The 20,374-nt window shown below is 32.1% G+C and carries 27 protein-coding genes; all 27 read left to right on the top strand.

The features are described from left to right. Positions 1–68 precede the first annotated feature (68 nt). The 27 genes from AC1VAQ_RS18630 (at position 69) to AC1VAQ_RS18500 (ending at position 20,222) form a co-directional block, all read left to right on the top strand. Entirely contained in the window at positions 69–269 is a 201-nt protein-coding gene (locus AC1VAQ_RS18630; protein WP_479904367.1) for a hypothetical protein, read from the top strand. Between the two features lie 29 nt (positions 270–298). Then, complete coding sequence (locus AC1VAQ_RS18625; protein ID WP_479904366.1) at positions 299–457, top strand: hypothetical protein; 159 nt, start codon at positions 299–301, stop codon at positions 455–457. A 68-nt stretch (positions 458–525) separates the two neighbouring features. Further along, positions 526–753: a hypothetical protein gene (locus AC1VAQ_RS18620; RefSeq protein ID WP_479904365.1), complete on the top strand. Its 228-nt coding sequence runs from the start codon at positions 526–528 to the stop codon at positions 751–753. A gap of 71 nt (positions 754–824) precedes the next feature. Beyond that, a complete protein-coding gene (locus tag AC1VAQ_RS18615; RefSeq protein WP_479904364.1) occupies positions 825–986 on the top strand; it encodes a hypothetical protein in 162 nt (53 codons plus the stop codon). A gap of 62 nt (positions 987–1,048) precedes the next feature. Next, positions 1,049–1,321, top strand: coding sequence for a hypothetical protein (locus tag AC1VAQ_RS18610; RefSeq protein WP_479904363.1), 273 nt, complete (start codon positions 1,049–1,051; stop codon positions 1,319–1,321). Between the two features lie 162 nt (positions 1,322–1,483). After that, positions 1,484–1,870, top strand: coding sequence for a hypothetical protein (locus AC1VAQ_RS18605; RefSeq protein WP_479904362.1), 387 nt, complete (start codon positions 1,484–1,486; stop codon positions 1,868–1,870). Positions 1,871–2,081: 211 nt separating this feature from the next. Continuing rightward, positions 2,082–2,645, top strand: a complete 564-nt coding sequence (locus AC1VAQ_RS18600; RefSeq protein WP_479904361.1) for a site-specific integrase — start codon at positions 2,082–2,084, stop codon at positions 2,643–2,645. A gap of 516 nt (positions 2,646–3,161) precedes the next feature. Beyond that, positions 3,162–3,707: a hypothetical protein gene (locus tag AC1VAQ_RS18595; protein WP_479904360.1), complete on the top strand. Its 546-nt coding sequence runs from the start codon at positions 3,162–3,164 to the stop codon at positions 3,705–3,707. Continuing rightward, entirely contained in the window at positions 3,700–5,496 is a 1,797-nt protein-coding gene (locus AC1VAQ_RS18590; protein WP_479904359.1) for a phage terminase large subunit family protein, read from the top strand. Before AC1VAQ_RS18595 ends, AC1VAQ_RS18590 begins: the two co-directional genes overlap by 8 nt. Beyond that, positions 5,496–5,741, top strand: coding sequence for a DUF6148 family protein (locus tag AC1VAQ_RS18585; protein WP_479904358.1), 246 nt, complete (start codon positions 5,496–5,498; stop codon positions 5,739–5,741). Before AC1VAQ_RS18590 ends, AC1VAQ_RS18585 begins: the two co-directional genes overlap by 1 nt. A gap of 2 nt (positions 5,742–5,743) precedes the next feature. Continuing rightward, positions 5,744–6,157, top strand: a complete 414-nt coding sequence (locus tag AC1VAQ_RS18580; RefSeq protein ID WP_479904357.1) for a hypothetical protein — start codon at positions 5,744–5,746, stop codon at positions 6,155–6,157. Between the two features lie 58 nt (positions 6,158–6,215). Further along, complete coding sequence (locus AC1VAQ_RS18575) at positions 6,216–7,772, top strand: phage portal protein (protein ID WP_479904356.1); 1,557 nt, start codon at positions 6,216–6,218, stop codon at positions 7,770–7,772. Beyond that, positions 7,759–8,841 carry a head maturation protease, ClpP-related gene (locus AC1VAQ_RS18570; RefSeq protein WP_479904355.1) on the top strand — a complete coding sequence of 361 codons (1,083 nt, stop codon included), beginning with the start codon at positions 7,759–7,761 and terminating at the stop codon, positions 8,839–8,841. Before AC1VAQ_RS18575 ends, AC1VAQ_RS18570 begins: the two co-directional genes overlap by 14 nt. Then, positions 8,841–9,179: a head decoration protein gene (locus AC1VAQ_RS18565; protein WP_479904354.1), complete on the top strand. Its 339-nt coding sequence runs from the start codon at positions 8,841–8,843 to the stop codon at positions 9,177–9,179. Before AC1VAQ_RS18570 ends, AC1VAQ_RS18565 begins: the two co-directional genes overlap by 1 nt. 13 nt (positions 9,180–9,192) lie before the next feature. After that, positions 9,193–10,242, top strand: coding sequence for a major capsid protein (locus AC1VAQ_RS18560; protein WP_479904353.1), 1,050 nt, complete (start codon positions 9,193–9,195; stop codon positions 10,240–10,242). 14 nt (positions 10,243–10,256) lie between these two features. Then, positions 10,257–10,871: a phage head closure protein gene (locus AC1VAQ_RS18555; RefSeq protein WP_479904352.1), complete on the top strand. Its 615-nt coding sequence runs from the start codon at positions 10,257–10,259 to the stop codon at positions 10,869–10,871. 1 nt (position 10,872) lies between these two features. Continuing rightward, positions 10,873–11,250 carry an HK97-gp10 family putative phage morphogenesis protein gene (locus AC1VAQ_RS18550; RefSeq protein ID WP_479904351.1) on the top strand — a complete coding sequence of 126 codons (378 nt, stop codon included), beginning with the start codon at positions 10,873–10,875 and terminating at the stop codon, positions 11,248–11,250. After that, positions 11,247–11,606 carry a hypothetical protein gene (locus AC1VAQ_RS18545; RefSeq protein WP_479904350.1) on the top strand — a complete coding sequence of 120 codons (360 nt, stop codon included), beginning with the start codon at positions 11,247–11,249 and terminating at the stop codon, positions 11,604–11,606. Before AC1VAQ_RS18550 ends, AC1VAQ_RS18545 begins: the two co-directional genes overlap by 4 nt. Then, positions 11,599–12,423: a major tail protein gene (locus tag AC1VAQ_RS18540; protein WP_479904349.1), complete on the top strand. Its 825-nt coding sequence runs from the start codon at positions 11,599–11,601 to the stop codon at positions 12,421–12,423. The genes AC1VAQ_RS18545 and AC1VAQ_RS18540 overlap by 8 nt, the downstream gene beginning before the upstream one ends. 15 nt (positions 12,424–12,438) lie before the next feature. Continuing rightward, positions 12,439–12,903, top strand: a complete 465-nt coding sequence (gene gpG / locus AC1VAQ_RS18535) for a phage tail assembly chaperone G (RefSeq protein ID WP_479904348.1) — start codon at positions 12,439–12,441, stop codon at positions 12,901–12,903. A gap of 43 nt (positions 12,904–12,946) precedes the next feature. Beyond that, complete coding sequence (locus AC1VAQ_RS18530) at positions 12,947–13,096, top strand: hypothetical protein (RefSeq protein ID WP_479904347.1); 150 nt, start codon at positions 12,947–12,949, stop codon at positions 13,094–13,096. Between the two features lie 31 nt (positions 13,097–13,127). After that, a complete protein-coding gene (locus AC1VAQ_RS18525; RefSeq protein ID WP_479904346.1) occupies positions 13,128–16,199 on the top strand; it encodes a phage tail tape measure protein in 3,072 nt (1,023 codons plus the stop codon). A gap of 11 nt (positions 16,200–16,210) precedes the next feature. Further along, positions 16,211–18,181, top strand: coding sequence for a hypothetical protein (locus AC1VAQ_RS18520; protein WP_479904345.1), 1,971 nt, complete (start codon positions 16,211–16,213; stop codon positions 18,179–18,181). Further along, entirely contained in the window at positions 18,138–19,208 is a 1,071-nt protein-coding gene (locus tag AC1VAQ_RS18515; RefSeq protein WP_479904344.1) for a hypothetical protein, read from the top strand. Before AC1VAQ_RS18520 ends, AC1VAQ_RS18515 begins: the two co-directional genes overlap by 44 nt. Continuing rightward, positions 19,205–19,435 carry a hypothetical protein gene (locus tag AC1VAQ_RS18510; protein WP_479904343.1) on the top strand — a complete coding sequence of 77 codons (231 nt, stop codon included), beginning with the start codon at positions 19,205–19,207 and terminating at the stop codon, positions 19,433–19,435. Before AC1VAQ_RS18515 ends, AC1VAQ_RS18510 begins: the two co-directional genes overlap by 4 nt. Next, on the top strand, positions 19,432–20,013 hold the full coding sequence (locus tag AC1VAQ_RS18505; protein ID WP_479904342.1) for a pyocin knob domain-containing protein: 582 nt from the start codon (positions 19,432–19,434) through the stop codon (positions 20,011–20,013). The genes AC1VAQ_RS18510 and AC1VAQ_RS18505 overlap by 4 nt, the downstream gene beginning before the upstream one ends. A 5-nt stretch (positions 20,014–20,018) precedes the next feature. Continuing rightward, a complete protein-coding gene (locus AC1VAQ_RS18500; RefSeq protein WP_479904341.1) occupies positions 20,019–20,222 on the top strand; it encodes a hypothetical protein in 204 nt (67 codons plus the stop codon). Positions 20,223–20,374 lie beyond the last annotated feature (152 nt).

Raw genomic sequence — 20,374 nt, 5'->3', positions numbered from 1 at the left:
TCAAAAATACAGATTTGAATTAGTTGGAGGATTATATAAATAAAATCTGATTTTGAACAGGTGATTTTATGAAAAAAGTAAACTTAGAATATGAAGTTAGAAAGTACTATGAAAGATTTGGAGAGTATCCAAAATTAGATGAAATTATAGCACTATCTAATTCAGGATTTGATAATTTAAACAGAATAGCATTAGCAGGAATGAAAAGAAACAGTATACACAAAATGACTCGTAAAGAAGCTAGAGATATGGCAAGAAGATTAAAATAAATTTTATTTTGTAAATGGGAGTATAGATTATGAGATTAGATACAGATTTTTGTGTTGAGTTAGTAAGAACAATGCTAAAAGAAAGTGAAAGAAATAACACTAGCATTGATACTGAAAAAGAAAAGATTTACAAGCTTGTAGACAAAGCAGCTGAGATAGCTAAAGGAGCTAAAGAAGCAGGACTATAAATAAAATATTATTTTCAATATGGACCATATTGCTGACATCGGGAATATGGTCCAGGAAGGAGTTGAATATGTCAATTACATCAACGCATGTAATAAAACTGTATAAGGTTAAAATGGGAGCTATTAGTATTGTTGTTACAGCATTCAATGTAGAAAACTCTATATATAGAGCTTACAAACTTGCAAAAGGTTCAAACAAAGGAAGTAATGAAGGTTTAAAGAAATTCAGAAAGCAAATAACAGACATTGAGGAGATGTTTAGCATAGATCCTAATGGTGAGGATATTTTGATTTAATAAAATGATGTTTTGAACTTTGAAAAATGAATATAGTTAGTGGTATAATGTTCTAAAAAGGGGATGTTTAAATGACAGGAAGGCAATTAATAGAATGGTTACAGAACTATTCACATCTTGATGAAGAAGTAGTTATTATAGATGAGAATGAAAGAAAGTACTATTCGATAGAACAATTACAAAGATATAATGATGGTACAGAAAAGAAAGTAATCATAGTTCCAGACCGCTAACTAATTCAGTTAGTGGTTTTTTATTTAAATAAAATTCGACTTTGAGACTTGGAGGGATATAAGTGGAAGAGGTATACAAGAAAGCAATAGCAACATGGGGACAAGACCTTCAACTTAACGTAGCAATAGAAGAACTTAGTGAATTAACAAAAGAAATTTGTAAGCATAAAAGAGGAGCAGACAATGCAGATCATATTGCAGAAGAAATGGCTGATGTAGAGATAATGCTAGAACAAATGAAAATTATGTTTAATAACCATGCGGAAGTAGCAAGGCATAAGATGGGAAAGGTTATTAGATTAGAGCAAAGAGTTAATGAAGCTAATAAAAGTTAGATTTGGAGGTGGGTATTGTGGCAAGGTACATACCTTATGTACATACAGTAAAATCACAACTTACTAAAGCTAATAAAAAAGCAAAAAAGGAAGGTGCCAAATATGATACTAGAGAAAAGAATTTACAAAAAGGTTGAGCATTATCTATATAGTCACTTTGAAATGACAGAGCAACTAGCGATAGAAGAAGATGATATAATCTATGGTTGCAAATCAAAACATCTCGGTGAAGAGACAGGAGCAAGTATGAGTCATACTAATTCAAGTAAAGTAGAAGATGCAGCATTAAAATTAATTGAATTACAAGAAGATGAAAGTAGTAAATGGGTAAATGTTGTTACAGATGCAATTAATGATTTTAAAGATACAGAATATGAAAAGCTTATAGATCTAACGTATAATAAGCAATTTAGAGTTACAAAGATATTAAGAATGATTAGTATTGAAAAAAGTGCTTATTATGAAAAGAGAAATGATGTAATAATACATGTTGCATTAAAAGCAGCATCAAGAGGACTTATAGAAAATAAAATAAGTAAAGCAGTTTAAAAAGTGTAGGGGAAAAATAGTAGGGGAAAATAAATAGGGGAATTTTTCAGTAAATTAAGTGATAATATTGTATTATAAAAATAAAGTAACAGGTGATTACTATTAATCGAAAGAGATAGGAGTTACACAACGATTACATTACAGTAAAAAGGCATTGGCTCAAGTGTGCATGAGCCAATGCCTTTTTTATGCAAGAAAGAAGGTGATATGTTTGAATACTGTAGAACCTATAAGGGACAAAAGACTAATACTTGATATAGCGGACTATTTAAGAGAAAAGAATGAAAGAGATTATGTGCTGTTCTTATTTGGTATATATAGTGGATTACGTATATCAGATATATTGCCATTACAGGTTAGAGATGTTCGTAATAAAGATTATATATATCTTAGAGAGCAGAAGACCGATAAGGAAAAAAGATTTCCAATTAATGATGATTTAAAGTCAGTACTTAAGACTTACATAAAAGGAAAGAGTGATTATGAATTGTTGTTTCCAAGAAGCAAAGGAATAGGCAAGAAGAAACATATATCTAGGCAACGTGTATGGAAAATCTTAAATGAAGCAGCATCTTACTTTGGATATACCGATAAAATAGGATGTCATACATTACGTAAGACGTTCGGCTATTGGTTATACCAATCTACTCACGATATAGTGGCAATACAGGAGATATTAAATCATAGTGACCCATCTATAACAAAGCGGTACATAGGAGTCAATCAGGACTCAAAGGATGCACTAATGAAGGGGTTGTCATTTATAAAGCGTTAGTGACATATTGAGTGTGTGTAAATAAAATAATAAAAAAGTATGAGTTTCTTCATTTAAGGGAAAGAAAAAAGTTTTGTTAACAGTTTAGTAAGATAAGTAAATTGACAGATAAATGATAAAAATACGTTGTAATGGTTGATATTCAATGGTTATGTATATAACCTAAATGGAATACTGAAAAATAGTAAAAGAAACAGTTGTACATTATCACAATAGATTAAGTCATTTCCGTTTTTTCTTAGGTTGAAGATGGTTGTAGCAGTGTTGTTTTAATTATTTCCCAACCTCAAACATGAGGAAGAGTTATTTCGAACAAGTAAATATTAAAAAAAGTAAAAACAGTAAATGCATTGAGTATCAATGGCTCAAGGTACTGTGGAAAGAGGTAAGGCCTGCGGGTGCGTACAACCCCACAATTTTTCTAGATATAGCATTTTTTTGAGTTGAATTTCATTCTGAAAAACGATTAAAAAACGGAAATCTATAAAATGTAAATAGAAATGAGGTGAATGTAACGTGGCAGGTAAAATAATGAATGGTGAAAAGCTAATTGTTAGTACAAAAGTTGTTGCAGATATGTTTGATGTAACAACTAGAAGAGTTGGACAACTGTGTGAAGAAGGAATACTTAGTAAGATTAAACAAGGAAGCTTTGAACTAGTTCCAACAGTAAGGGATTACATTCGCTTCTTAAAGGCAAAGAATGATGCAGTAAGTAATGATGGTGACATATCAGAGGAATTTAATAAAGAACATACATTACTTGAAAGAGCAAAGAGAGAAAAAGCAGAACTTGAAGTTGCTCTTATGAAGGGAACAGTACATGCTTCAGAAGATGTTGAAAGAGAAATGACAAAAATGTTATCAGCTTTTAGATCAAGAGTACTTTCAATACCTAGCAAGGTTGCACCTAAAGCAGGAGCGACAGATGACATAACAGCTATTGAAGCTATGTTAAGAGATGAAATTTACAATGCACTAAAAGAACTTAGTGAATATGATCCTAAAAAATTCAAACACGAAACATATGTAGATTTAAAAGAGGTGGTTGCTGATGGATAATCAACAATCACTTTTTAGTTTATTCAAGAAGATAGCAAAGACGGTTGAACCGCCTAAAAAACTTACTGTAAGTGAATGGGCTGATGAATATAGACAATTATCAAAAGAAGCTTCAGCGGAGCCAGGTAAATGGGTTACTGATAGGGCACCGTATCAACGTGAAATAATGGATTCAATTAGTGATCCATTAGTTGATACAGTTGTTGTAATGACTAGTGCTCAAATTGGTAAAACAGAATTGCTATTAAATATAATTGGATATTATGTGCATTACGACCCTTCACCAATATTATTATTACAGCCAACTTTGGAAATGGCAGAAGCATTTTCTAAAGACCGTTTAGCACCAATGATAAGGGATACATCTGTATTAAGTGAAAGAGTTGGAGATGCAAAAGCAAAAAATAGTGGTAACACATTACTACATAAAACATTCCCAGGTGGACATATTACAATGGCCGGTGCTAATTCACCATCTTCATTAGCAAGTAGACCTATTAGGGCAGTATTAGCAGATGAGGTTGATAGATATCCTGTTAGTGCTGGTACAGAAGGGGACCCACTTATGCTTGCTACAAAACGTACAACAACATTCTGGAATAAGAAAAAAGTTTATGTATCAACACCTACAATAAAGGGGGCATCTCGTATTGAAATGGAATATGAAGATAGCACAATGGAAGAATGGAATGTATATTGCCCATCATGTGGTGAATTACAGCCTTATGAGTGGGGACGAATAAACTTTGATACAGTTACTATGACATGCAAGTACTGTGGATGCATTCATAAAGAACATGAATGGAAAGCAAAAAAAGGAAAGTGGATTGCAAAGTTCCATGAAAGAAAGAAAAGAGGTTTCCATCTTAATGAAATGGCTTCACCTTGGAAAAGATGGAGCGAGATAATAGAAGATTTTAAACAGGCAAAACGTTCTACTGAAACACTAAAGGTATGGATTAATACTGCATTAGGTGAATCATGGGAAGAACGTGGAGATGGACAAGATGAAGAAGTACTTTTTGATAGAAGAGAAGAATATGGATGCCAAGTTCCAGAAGGTGTACTTGTTCTTACAGCTGGAATAGATACTCAAGACGACCGTTTTGAAATAGAAGTTGTCGGTTGGGGAGAAGATGAAGAAAGCTGGGGAATACAATATAAAGTTATTTACGGTGATCTTCATAAAGCTGAAGTATGGAATGAACTTGATGAGTATTTAAAAAGTGAGTTTGAATATGAAGATGGAAGAAAGATAAGAATTTCATGTGCGTGCCAGGACTCAGGTGGTCACTTTACACAAGAAGTATATAAATTCACAAAGCCGAGAGAAGTAAGAAGAGTATTCTCTATAAAAGGTAAAGGTGGAGAAAGTGTTCCGTTCATTTCTACAGTAAGTAGGAATAACAGAGAAAAAGCCGCATTGTTTACTATAGGTGTAGATGCTGGTAAAGAAAATATTATATCTAATCTTAAAATAGATTCTGAAGGACCTGGTTATTGTCATTTTCCTTCAGAATATGAAAAAGGTTATGGAATAGACTATTTCAAGGGAATTACTAGTGAAAGTTTAGTTGTAAGAATGGTTAATGGTGTAGGGAAAGCACAGTGGGTTAAGAAAAGTGGTGTTAGAAATGAACCGTTAGATGTTAGAAACTATGCTACTGCAGCATTGAGAATATTAAATCCAAACTGGGAATCACTTAAAAGAAGAGTAAATAATGTATCTACATCAATTGATATACCAAAGAAAAAGAAAAGAAGAATATTAAGCAAGGGGGTTGAGTAATGGCAATACAATTAGATACAGCTCAAAAACATTTAGATGTATGGCTAGAAGCTGAACTTTCTATTGCAAATGGACAGTCTTATACATTGGCAACAACAAATGGTAGCAGAACTCTTACAAGAGCAAATCTTACTGAAGTAAGAAACAGTATTGCATTTTGGGAAAAGAAAGTTGAAGAAGCAAAAGCATCTACAAAAGGGAGAGCACGTTCAAGAATTTATAGAGCAGTACCAAGGGATGTGTAAAGATGATTATTTGTGATAATTGTAAAGCAGAAGTAAGTACAGAACAATTAAAAAAGAAATTTGGTGAAGTTGAAATAACATATTTAGAGTGTAAAGAATGTAGCCAAGAATATGTTATAACTGTTACAGATGAAGAATTAAGATGTAACATTGAAAAAGCAGCTAACCAAGAAAAAAATTTAAGAAATATTGCTATTGATCAAAAGAATAAAATTGATTTACTAAAAAAAGAGTATGGATTAAAAATTAAAGCAACTAACAGAGTTAAAATAAAAAGAAGTTTAGAAAAAGAATTTAAGAAAAAAGTTAGTAAGTTGGCTGAAGATTATAAGAGTATATGTGAACTTGATAAATATGAACAACTTAAAAAGGCTAATATTGAAAGGAATAATGAACTTAAAAAAATGTATGAGTAGATAGGGATATATCGTGTTAAAAGATATATCCCTATTATCATTTAAGAAAGGAGGTAAGATGTTGAATGTATTAGATAAGGTATTATCAACTATTGCACCAGGTATTGCTCTTAAAAGGGCGTATTCAAGAAAACAGTTAGATGTTATTAATGGTACAGGATATGGTTATGGCAATTATGGAGCTAATAGCAGTAGGAAAGCACAAAGACATTGGTTTTGGCAAAGTAGAAGCCCAAAAGAAGATATTGACTTAAATGTAGATGAACTAAGACAGAAATGTAGAGATACTTTTTATGGTGCACCTATTGCGACTAGTGCGTTAAAGACAACACGTACTAATGTTGTTGGTAGTGGATTAAAACCACGGCCCAATATTGATGCTGAGTTTTTGGGACTTACTGAAGAAGAGGCATCGACATGGGAACAACATACAATGAGAGAGTTTAAGTTATGGGCAGAAAGTACAAATTGTGATTTAGAACGTATCAATAATTTCTATGAGATGCAACAACTAGCTTTTATGTCGTGGATCATGAATGGTGATGTATTTGTGCTATTGCCATTTAATAAAAGGCCTAACATGCCATACGATTTACGTATTCAGTTGATAGAAGCTGATAGGGTATGCAACCCTACTAACTATCCAGTTGACTACAATAAGATTATAGAGGGCGTTGAAAGGAATGAACAAGGAGAAATAGTAGCATATCACATATGTAATGTTCATCCAAAAGGATTTTCAAATGAATCTAAAACGTGGAAAAGAGTTTTAGCTTATGGACAATCTACTGGAAGAAGGAATGTATTACATTGCATGATGCAGGAACGTATAGGGCAAAACAGAGGTGTACCACTACTTGCACCAGTAATTGAAGCAATAAAGCAACTAGGAAGATATACTGATGCGGAGTTAATGGCAGCAGTAATAAGCGGAATGTTCACGGTTTTTATTGAGACACCTTCACCTGAACAAAAAATAGGTGAAGATAATGAACAATATGAAAGTGAAGATGCAGCAAGTGAGATGTCTTTAGGTAGTGGTGCTATTATTGCATTAAATGAAGGTGAAAAAGCTAATATAGCTAATCCTGGTAGACCTAATACTGCATTTGATGGGTTTGTATCCAGCTTATGCAGACAAATAGGAGCAGCAATAGAAATACCTCCGGAATTATTGCTAAAACAATTTACAAATAGTTATTCTGCATCAAGAGGTGCATTATTAGAAGCATGGAAAACATTTAGAATGTATAGAACTTGGTTAGCTAATGATTTTTGCCAGCCTACTTATGAGGAATGGCTATCAGAAGCAGTTGCAAAAGGTAGAGTTTATGCACCAGGTTATTTTCAAGACCCGTTGATTAAAAAAGCATATTCAAATTGTTCATGGAATGGGCCAAGTCAAGGTCAATTAGATCCTGTTAAAGAAGCTAATGCTTCTAAGATTAAAGTAGAAGAAGGATTTTCAACAAGGCAACAAGAAGCTATTGAGATTAATGGTAGTGATTTCTTTGAAAACAATAGACAAAGAATACGTGAAGAAATTGCTAGGCAAGAAATTCCTAATTTACAATCAACAACTGTAAAGGAGGTGAATAAAGATGAAGAAGATTGACATTAAAGGCGACATTATTAGTAATGATTTAGCTTGGATATATGATTGGATGGAGTGGGATTATACTTCTCCTAGTAAAATACAAAAAGAATTAGATAATGCTAAAGGTGAAGATGTTGAGTTTTTAGTAAATTCACCTGGTGGAGATGTATGGGCAGGTTATGAAATATTTAATAGCATTAGGTTATATGAAGGTGGAACAACATCACATATTGTTGGTTTAGCAGCAAGTTGTGGGTCTTTTATACCATTAGCAAGTGATAAAGTTGTAGCTGAAGCTATGGCAATGATGATGATTCATGGAGCAAGTACTAGCACTAAAGGTAATCAGCACAACCACGAACATACTAGAGACTTTTTGAATAAGGTTGATAGAACAATTGTACAAGCTTATACAAGTAAAAGTGGTAAGACAGAAGAAGAATTACTTGATTTAATGGCAAATGAAACATGGTTTACAGCAGCAGAAATGTTAGATATGGGGCTTATTGATGAAATTGTAGGAGATAAGTCTAATACTTCTAATATTAAAGTATACAATTCATCACAAGATGAATCTAAGAAGGAAATTATTGATAAGTTACTAAGTTTGGGTAGTGTTGAAAATGTAAAAAAGGCATTATTAGACAATAAAGGCTTAGGTCAAACAGTGACTAATATGTCAACTATTGATAATAAAGAAAACAAGGAGGTAAGACCAATGGAATTAAAAGATTTCATGGAAAAAGAACCTGCTCTTTACAATCAAATTGTAAATGAAGCACAGAAAGAAGCAGTAAAAAATGAGAGGGAGCGTATTCAATCAATTAATGCACTTTCTAGACCAGGTGTAGAAAATCAAATCAAAGAAGGTATTGAAAATGGCCTATCAGCAGGTGAAGTAGCAATTAATATTCTTAATGCACAAGCAGCTATAAACAAAGCACAAGGTGAAGCACTAAAAAATGATGCAGAAGAAAGTGGTGTAAATGATGTAGCATCATCACCAGCACCACAAAATACAGATGATCAAGAAAAACAATCAGCCTTATCAAACATGGCAAATATTATGAATGGAGGTAGAAAATAATGGGTAAAGCATCACAAGTAATTGGAACAATGGTTCCTGACAATCTTATTGCAGATAACATTCATCCAATAGATACTAAAGCAGTAACTATTGCAGCAGGTTCAAGTACATTAGTTAGAGGTACACTTATCAATGATACAGGTGAAATGTGTACATCACAAACAGATGTACCAGTTGGTATTCTTTGCGAAGATGTAACACAAGATGCATCTAACACGACAAAATCTGTTATGTATATAAGCGGTTCATTTGTAGCTGATGAAATTACAGTAGGTTCAAGTGTTACAGCAGAAGATTTTTCAAAGGCACTTCAAAATTTAGGAATATTTTTAAAATAAGGGGGATTAAATCATGGCATTAAACATTTATGAAACATATTTTATGCTTCAGGCATTACAAGGTTACAATGAGCCTTTTACATTCTTAAGAGACACATTCTTCCCAAATGTAGAAACATTTATGACAGAAAAAGCACTTGTTGATGTAGTTAAAGGTGGTAAAACTATGGCACCTCTTGTTGCACCATATGTTAATGGTTCACTTGATAAGAGAAGTGGATATCAAACAAGAGAAATAACAACACCAAGAGTAGCACCATTTAGAACACTTACAGGTGATGATATTAAAAAACGTACACCAGGTGAAAGCCTTATCAGTGGTAAATCAGCACAACAGAGAGCGCAGGAAATTCTAGCAAAAGACCTTGTTGATTTGGATAAAAAAATCGTATATACAGAGGAATACATGGCAGCTAAAGTACTTCTTGGTTCAAGTGTAGATATTGATGAAGTAGATGAAGCTGGAAATGTTGCTGGTAAATTCAATATTGACTATGGATTTACTAATGCAGTATCTGTGGCAAGTGCTAAAAAATGGACAGTAGAAACAGTTAATCCAATTGAAAACATCGAAGATTGGATTGATACAAAGGTGTTACAAAATTCATCTAATACACCTGATGTTGTTGTTTTAGACCCTAATGCAGCAAAAGCATTTATGGCAAATCCATTTGTAAAAGAAATTATTCAATTACGTGCACAAGCAGGTACAGTTCAAGAACCTACATATAAAGGCAAAGGTGCTACATTCATAGGTAGATTTACAAAGTATAACCTTGAAGTATACTCTTACTCAAATCTTGTAGACCAAGGAACAGGAAAAGCTACACAATTACTTCCAAGTGGCACAGTAATTATTGGGCCAAGCGGTCAAGGAACAATGAACTATGGAGCTGTAAATCAACTTGAAGAAAATAAAGGGTGGTTAACATATGAAGAAAAACGTGTGCCACTTTATACAGTTGATCAAAAAGCACAGGTTGAAACATTAAAGGTAACATCTAGACCACTTCCTTCACCTCATGATGTAGATTCATTTGTAGTAGCTAGTGGGGTATGCTAGAAAGGGGCGATTTAATGTCCTTTAAAGATCAGTTAGAAAAAGATATGAAAGCATTTTTTAATATTGATGAATTTGCTGAAACGCACTCTATTAATGGAAAATCAATAGAGTGTGTTTTAATGTTGTCTGATAAAGATACTGATGCAAATATTCAGAGTAAAAAAGGAACTATTACATCTTATTCGAGTATAAGCGTACAAACATCTTATATTGAAACTACAATTGTACCAGGAGATTATTTAGAAGTTGATTCAGAACTGTTTAATGTTGTGGAAGTAGCAGGTGTAGAAGGTGTATTGTATATTGATTTATCTAAGCCAATTGGTAAGTTTAATGCACCTATAACAATACAATCGCTTACAACGGAAAAAGTTAATGGTATTAAAAAAGAAATATGGACAAATATACATGAATGTATGGCATATATAAGACATGTTAGTGCTGAAGAAATGGTACAGCTTGGGACAATACTTAGCAAAGACACAGTATTTATAAAAATGCATTATGTAGAAGGAATAACAAGTAAAAATAGGTTAGTATACAAAGATAAATTTTATAATATTGTCTCAGTAGATAACTTAGAAGAAAAAAATGTGTTTTTAGATTTAATTTGTGAAAGTTGTGATTAACATGTTACAAATAGATGGACTTAATGAAGTCTTGAATATGCTTGATAAAGCCGGTAAAAATGCTGAAAAACTTGAAAACAAGGTTATAAATGCACAATCTGAAATACTACTTAAAACCATGAAAGATACAATAAATGTTGACACAGGTGAAACAAGAGACAGTTTAAAAAGTTCTGGTGTACTTACAAAAGATGGAGAGAAATATAAGCTTGTAGGAGCTTATAAGTGCCATAGAGCACATATTGTAAGAGTGCTAGAGAGAGGATGTGCATCTTGGAAGGGTAAAAAGTATCCTTTCTTAAGGCCATCCTTTCATAAGTGCAAACAGGAAATGATTGACAAGAGTAAAGAAATTATACAAGAGGAGCTTACAAAGTGAAACAGATAGCACAGTTAATTGATTCAGCCCTGGTAAGTTTAGGATTAGACGTTACCAGGGCACATAATCCAAACCCAAGTACTGATCCATATATTATTTATAACTGCATTACTAAAAGTCCTAATCTTTTTGGAAATAACACTGAAAAGAGTAGGACTTTTTATATAGATGTTGATGTTTATACAAAAGATGCAGTAGTTATTGATGATGTAGCAGAAGAAGTAGAAAATCTTATGAAAGAAGCTGGATTTAAAGTATTAACAAGTGGTGATTTGATTGTAGAAAAGGATACTGAGCCTACAACATATCACATGCCACTTGAATTTTTATATGAAAAGAGGTTGAACAATGGCTGATAGTGTTATCACAGGTTTAAGAGACTTAGTATATTGTGTTATGACAGATGATTCACAAGAAATCTATGCAGCAGAAGTAAAAAAATTACCTGATGCTATTTCTTGCAAAATTACACCTAGTGCAAGCAGCGAAAAGTTATATGCTAACAATCGTTTAAAGAAAGTTAGTAATAGAATGAATGAGTACAATTTAGAGCTAGGCTTTGCAAATATGACAGATGAAGTTGAAGCTGATTTATTCGGACACGAAGTTGATTCAAATTATGGTGGCGTAATTAAGAAAGACACAGATGTACCTCCATTTGTTGCAATTGGTGGTGTTGGTACATGTGATGATGGTGTAGAAAAATTCTTTTGGCTTACAAAAGTATCATTTGTAGAGCCTGATGATTCAGCAGAAACTGATTCAGATAAAACAAATTATCAAACACCTACAATCAAAGGCAGTGGATGTGCTCGTATGCGTGATGGTGCATGGAAACATTCTGTATTAACAAGTGATAAACGTTTCACAAAAGCAAAACAAGAAACATATTTTGATAAGCCTTATGAATTACCAAGTGCAGTTGCTTTAACAAGTATTGCATTAAGTGAAGCAACTCTTGCGTTAAATGTAGATGATACAAGTGAATTAACTGTTACATATACACCTACAACAGCTACGAATAAGGCTGTAACATGGTTTAGTACTGATACTAGCAAAGTAACTGTATCGCAAAATGGTGAAGTAAAGGCAATTGCTATAGGAACAGCATCTGTAGTAGCAGTAAGTAATGATGGAAATCTTACAGCTAAGTGTGATGTAACAGTATCTTAGGGGAGGTAATATGGTATGGAATTAGTATTAAAAGACAGAAAAGTAATTGAAAAAATTACTAATCTTGAAAATGAAAAAGAGAAGATCATAGAAACTGCAACATTAAATTGTAGAGATGTTAATGAAGAAGAAGCTGCAAGATTATCTGAAATTGATAAGAATGTAGCTTTTTTAAATGCTCATATCAATAGAACTTATGTATGTACACATTTAAATGGGTTAATATACAAAGAGTTCTTTGAAAAAGCTGAAAAACTTAATGGAGAGATTGATAAAGATTCTTTAAATGAACTTATTGATTTTGTTTGTAAAGTTTATGGAAATAAGTTTTCAGTAGATGATTTCCTTGAAGGTGTTGAGCTAGATAAAATGCTATCTACAATCGTATCTGTTTTCAATGAAACAGGGTCAATGATTGTACAAGATAAGAAAAATATTGATAACTCATTACAAAATGGTGGTAAATCTTCCCCACGATAATGAACCCCTGGAAGATAGTATAAAAAGAATATTCATTTCTTTAATGACACAGGAATTATTACCAGGGGCAAGAAAGTTATCTCTAAATGAAATTTATACTATGGACATACCATATTATCTTAAGCTAGTAGATTATTATCATAATAAACCTCAAAAAAGTAAGCAGGTATTTGTAGACCTAGTAGGTATATAGTACCTGCTTTTTGTATGAAAGGAGGTTATGCATGGCACAAAATGAAGAAGTAGTAGGAATGGTCGTAAAATTAGCGGCAGAATCTACAGACTTCCAAAATCAAATGACAACATTAAATCGTCAAATGAAAGTTCTTCAGAGCGACTATAAAGCTACTGCATCAGCATCTAAAGAATTTGATAATACTATTGATGGTAATAAAGCTAAAATAGAATATTTATCAAAAGCAATTGAAACGCAAGCATCTATTGTTGAAGCTCATTCAAGTAGAGTAGAAAAGACAAAGTCTAAGTTATCTGATTTAGCAACAGCACAAGCAGAGCTTAAAAGTAAATTAGATTCTACCAAACAAAGTTATGAAGCAATTGTTGCAAGTCAAGGTGAAGAATCAGAAGCAGCAGTTAAGTTAAAAGAAGAACTTGATGATCTACAAAAAGAGTATGATAAAGGCAATAATAAAATTAATGCAACAGTAAAAACACTTGATAACCAAACGATTAACGTAAACAAAGCAACTGAAAAGTTGAATACTTATAATAATGAACTTAATGAAACAAAAGAAAAACTTGATAAATTATCAAGTGAAGGTTCTAAAAGTACAAGTGTTTTTGATTCAATTAAAGAAAAAATGAGTAATACTGCAAGTAATACAAAAGTATTAGGTGTTTCACTTAGTGATTTAGTAAGTGGATTTAATGGAGGACAAGTTGCAAGTGCAGCACTAGGAACAGCATTAGGAACTTTGGCAAGTGCTGGAATAGAACTTGCTATACAAGCATTTAAACAACTTGTTGTATCTATTGGTGAATTTATAAAAAGTAGCTTAGATATTGGAGAAACATTTGAAGCACAAATGTCTAAAGTAGAAGCAATAAGCGGTTCTACAGCGGGAGATATGAGTAAACTTACTGATACAGCTAGAGAGTTTGGAGCTGAAACACAATATAGTGCTACAGAAGCAGCACAAGCTTTAGAATATATGAGTTTAGCTGGTTGGGATGCTCAACAAAGTAGTGATGGTTTATCAGGTGTGCTTAACTTAGCAGCAGCTTCTGCAATGGATCTTGGTAGGGCTAGTGATGTTGTAACTGATTATCTTACAGCTTTCAATATGGAAGCAAGTGAGTCAAATCATTTAGCTGATGTAATGGCTTACGCTATGAGCCATTCTAATACATCAACAGAACAATTAGCAGAAGCTTATAAGAACTGTGCGAGTACAGCAACATCATTTGGAATGTCATTAGAAGATACGACAGCATGGCTCGGTAAAATGGCTGACAGTGGTATTAAAGCTGGTGAAGCAGGTACAACATTAAATGCTATTTTAGCAAGAATATATGGTCAAAATGAAACTGCAGCAGGTTCATTACAAGAATATTCAATAGCAATTTTTGATGCAGAAGGTAAAGCAAGAGAATTTACGGATATCATGGAAGATATGCAAGTGGCTATGTCAAATATGAATGATGAGCAAAAAGATGCATTTATGAGAAATGTAGCAGGTACTAATCAACTTTCTGGATTTTCAGTTATGTGTAATACTACAACAGATTCAGTAAATGCTCTTTCAGAAGCACTTGCTAATTCAGCAGGCACTTCTGAAAAAATGGCTAAAACAATGAATGATAATGTTGCAGGACTTAAAAAATCTATAAACTCTAAGGTTGAAGATTTAAAAATCAGTTTATATACAGCATTAGAACCAGTGATAAAAAGCGTATTAACAGTAGTAGATACTATGTTAAACTCATTAACAAAATGGGCAGCACCTATAGGAAATTTAATAGGTGCAATACTTACACCACTTTCAACTATTGTTAGTATTGTTATGAGAATTGTTCAGTTGGTTCAAAACACATTAATACCACTATTTACAGGACCATTATCATTAATAACATCATTTGTAAATATAACAGGTAATGGATTACAAGGCATTTATAGCATAATAGATTTAGTATGTAGCAAAATAGAAGAAGTATCAGAGCCAGTTGTAAATATGCTTAAAAATGTTGGTCAAGAGATAGAGGGTATATTTTCATCGTTAAATAGTGTTAAAGATTTTGTTCTAAAAGTAGTTGATACTATTAAAGTGTTGATTGATCAATTAGGTGATAAGTGGCAAAACTTAGTAGGCTTGATAACTAGTATTCAGCAAGGTAATGCGATAGGTATTGTAACAAATTTAAATGAGGTTAAATCTGTATTTTCAGATACTGCTAGTGAAATTAAAAGTATTTGGGATGGTACTGCAAAAGCTGTTACTACAAGTACAAATGAATTAGAAGAAAATGCAACACAATCATTTAATAATATTGCAGAAGCGTGTGGACTTGGTACTGATCATGTATTTACTAGTTTTGAAGAAATGTATAATTCAATACAACAATTAGACGATGAGACATTTGGACAATTAAAGGATTCAGCAAATGAGTATTTTAATGACTATAGTGTAAAAATGGATGCACTATCTGAGTATACAAATGCACAGCTTCAAAAAGAAATGAAAGGCTGGGAAGAGTGCCATGAGAATAAGGCTAAAAATTTAGATTACTATCTTGAAAAAGCTGAGTATCAAGCAGAAAGAGAAGCAGCTATTAATAGAAAAGTATCTAGAGAACGTGAAAAGATAGAAAATGATTATTCTAGTAAGCTAGAGAAAGAACTTCAATCACGTCAAAAAACATTAGAATCATATTCAACAGATACATATTCAAAAGATTACTCAGAATTTGCTAAGAATGAAGAAAAGAAAACTAAAAAAGCTAAAGAAGAAGCTGAAAAGCGTTCTAAATTCGGTGGAAGTGGTTCAAGTTTTGGTAGTTTAATATCTGGTATTGTAAAAAGTTATGCTGTAGGTACAGCTTTTCATAGTGGTGGTTTAGCAATTGTAGGTGATGATACAAATGGACACGGTGAATTAGTTAATATGGCACCAAGTAGCCAAGTGCATTCAAATCAATCTTCTAAAAGTATGTTAAAAGATTCTAATAGAGATATAGAATCATTGTTAGCTATGACATTACAAGAAATTAGAAGCATTAAAAATCAGCAAAAACAAATGTCATATCGTGAAATTGCTGCGATAGGGCTTAATAATTAGGTGGTGATTTTTTGTCTCAAGAAACTGTTAAAATTTATGCTACTAAAAGTTGTGAAGTAGACACTCATTTTGTAAATAATACTGAAAAGAATGCAATATTATATGCATATGTTGGAGATAGTTATTCTGAAACACCATATATAGGTTTTGATATAGACTTTTCTAAAATACCTGATGATTTTAGTTTCAATTTCTATGCAGATAATAGTATATATAGTAAAATTACAACCGCAAATGGATATTGGGATGAAACAACAATGTTAAAAGATATGCCTGGTTATACATCTCATGATAGCGATCAAAAAATTTCAATAGGATTAAACACATTAACTGGAATTACAAAAGAGCAAGCTTCAAATGGTTTTGTAATATACCGTTATGAAAATGGTGGGCCTACATATGTGTATTCAACTAGATATTCTGATGAAAGTAAAAGGCCATATATTGAATATGTAAAGTATACTCCTGTAGCTAGAGATTTAGATGTAATTGGTACTAGTATTGATAGCAATATTGTATGTCAATGGGAAAATGAAGATGTTTTATCACTTAAAGTAGAAGTTCTTAAAAATGACATTTTAATTGCAACAAAAACTGGTACAACTGAAAACACAGTAACTTTTGTACCAGGCGATATTAATGTAACAGGTAAAGTTACATTTAAATTAACTGTTTATAATGGTGATAGCTCTAACGAATATACAAAAGAAGTTGATTTAACAGGAACACAAGTTAAAATACTATCAATTGAGCCAAACTCCATACCTCAAAAATTATACAATCCTATTGAGCTTAAAGTAATAGGCGAAAACATGACAAATATAGTAATTGAGTGTGTACAAAATGGAGTTATCAAGTATTCTGATACAATATCAAATAATTTATTGGATACTGTAACAAGTACTGTTTTGGCAAATACATTTACCAGTGGTACAGTAACACTTAAAGTTACAGCAACATATCAAAGTACTTATTACTCAAATACAACAACTCAAACTGTTACATTCACAGCATATGGACCTCCTAAAACACCTATATTAGATGTTCAATCAGAATATGCTACTCCGAGTCCTTTGATTTCTTGGACACTTGATTCTGAACAAATAGAATATGAAGTTACTTTAAATGGGGTTATAGTAAAAGATGTTTATTCTAGTAAGATAAACTCTTATCAATGTGTGGATCTATCAAATAACACATACAACACCATTAAAGTACGTATTAAAAATTCATATAATGAATGGTCAGATTACGCTATAGCAACATTCTTGGTTTCATTTGCTGAACTTGAACAACCACTTATACATGCATATTCAGATGTTCAAAATACATGTATAACAATAGTTTTTTCAAGTGTTGAGCAGGAACAATTTTTAAAACATGCTATATATCGTAAAAAAAGTACAGAAACAACATGGCAAAAAATGAAAGATAATTTAAGTAGAGAATCTAAATACAGTGATTATTGTTGTGGAAGCGGTATAAGTTATGATTATAAGGTTAGAGCATTATCGTCAATAGGAACATTTAGAGATAGTGAGATTGTACAAGCATCAGTTACATTATCAAATAGAGTGCTGAGTGTTCCAGGAGAAGATATATTTATTGAATTAACAGGATTTGAAACAATAAATGATTCATTAGCTGATATAGCATTCAATAGTAATAGTTCATATTTAGGTATATGTGGGCTAACGGTACCAAAGAGGGTATCATCAACTCAAAAATACAAATCATTTTCATGCAAATGTTGTTTTGAAACACAAGAAGCTTATGAAAACTTTTTAGCGTTAGAAGAAAAGGAAATACTTCTTTATAGAGATGGTAAAGGCGAAGCATTTTACTGTACTATACAGATAACTGGTACAACGGATTCACTTGAGTACTATAAATATATATCATTTGTTGTAACTGAAACATATTATTCGGGGGTGGAATATGATAAGCCAATCTATTTTGGATATTCTAAGCGAGAGTGGTAGAAAGAATTGGTTTACTTTTCAGCTCTTAGATAAAAATGAAAATGTTAAAGTTGAAGAATTAAATTGTATAGAAAGTTTTTCGATGACATATTCATGCTTTTCAGATATAAGAAGTACTGCAAGCTTTAATATTCATGAAGATAGTAGAATTTGTTACACAGGTGATATGATTAAAGTAACAATGCATACATATGTGCATAATACATATTTAGAAATGCCACTTGGAATATTTATACTTGAAAAAAGTAATGGTGATAAAAACGGTAATACAACAAGTTTAATTACAGATACAGCTACTATAAGCGGATATTCAAAACTAAATCTTTATAAGTATGATAAATTTCAGGATGATTATGAAGTAAGTTCAGGTACAAATATTTATAATGAAATATTAAGGCTTTTAAATAGTCAAAATGTAAAAATACCTACATCACAAAAAACATTAAGTAATACAAAAGTATTTGAAATGAATACAACAAAACTTGAAGCTATTAATTATCTTCTTGATGCATTAGGCTATACATCACTTGGAATAGATGGTGATGGATATTTCACAGCTAAAGAATATGTAATACCACAAGATAAAGAGATTACTTTTGAGTTCACAGATGAAACAAATCAAATAATGCTAGAATCATTTCAAGATTCAATTGATACAAGTGAAGTATTTAATATATTCACAGGTTATAATTCTGAACTTGGAATAAAATACACATACATAAATGATCGTGCTGATAGTGAAATTAGCACTGTTAATTGGTTTAATCGTTGTGATGAACCTGAAGAATTTAGTGAGGTAACTAATGAAATCGAATTACAAGCTAAAGTAAAAGCTAAAGCTGCACGTAGTTCACAGAAGTATTATACAGTTACATTTCAAACATTATTAATTCCAATACTTGATGATTTAGAAGCAATATTATTCAAAAACAAAAAACTTAACATTAAAGCAGAATGGGTCGGATGTTCAATAAACTCTAATGATCCTTATATGCAACATACAATAAGAAGGGTGATGTATTTATGAGCTTTGCAGGATATAATCAAGCAACAAAAAAGGCTAAACAAGAATTAAAATCAAATGCACCTAGATATCCAACCGTTACATCTATTTCACCTTTGCAAGTAACTATGCCTTGGTCTAATCAAACACTTGCAGCAATTAAATTTAAACATGTAAGTGTTTCAGTAGGTGATGTTGTAAGTGTTAGGAAATACAATGGTAGCTACTTAATAGAGGGGGTAATTGAATGAAAATAGATGGAAGTATTATGATACCTGTAAATTGTATATTAGAACAAAATCTACCAACAACTATAGTTGGAAATCAATGGTACATAACTGTAAAAAAAGCAAATGATACAGTTGGTAAGCTATGGGTTCCAAATAGTAATGGTATTCCTGTTTGTTTGGGTGATACACCTGTAACAGATTCAAAACTTGCAAGTTTAGAAAATCAAATCAATGTTTTAAATACCTATATTGGTAGATTAGGTGTTGAAAAGGTAAGTGCTCAGAATGGTGGAGATACAAACCTTATAAAAGAAACAGGAATAAGGTTTGTATTTAATGTTGAACATTTACCATCTGGATATAGTTACGGTATGCTAGAAACATTTAAATTAGAATCAGGAGGGTTTTCACCGTCTAATGAAGGCGTATGTGTACAACGTTTCACGGATTGGTATAGTGGCTACACATTCACAAGAACGTACAGGCAAATGTCATGGGGAGAATGGAATTGTCCAGATGCAAAGATTGAAGCATTGCAAGAACAAATAACAGCAATATCAAATATGTTAATGGAAACAGCTAATTTAGAACAGGAGTGATATTTATGTCAGAAGTAGTAAAACATTCATCTTATTACATTTTCATGAAATGGAACATTGAAAATGAGATTAATACAAAAGAAGTACTTACAACAGCGGTTGCTAAGTATGCAGCAAAAGGTAAATTTTATGAAGGTGAAGCAGATGAATTACTTGACCTTATTGAAGAACATTTCCCTGAGGATGAAACGGCACCAGTAGAAGAATAAAAGAATAATTTGTAAGGCATAGAGAAGCACCGTTATAAGGTGTATTTTTTATGCCCTTTTACTAAATATGAACTAGAATTAAAAGCATGATGAAACAAAAAATAATAAGGAGGTCTCACATGGAATATGTAGCTATTTTAGCAACTATATTT

The organism is Cellulosilyticum sp., assembly GCF_982396655.1.
This window is presented reverse-complemented; position numbering and strand designations above follow the sequence as displayed.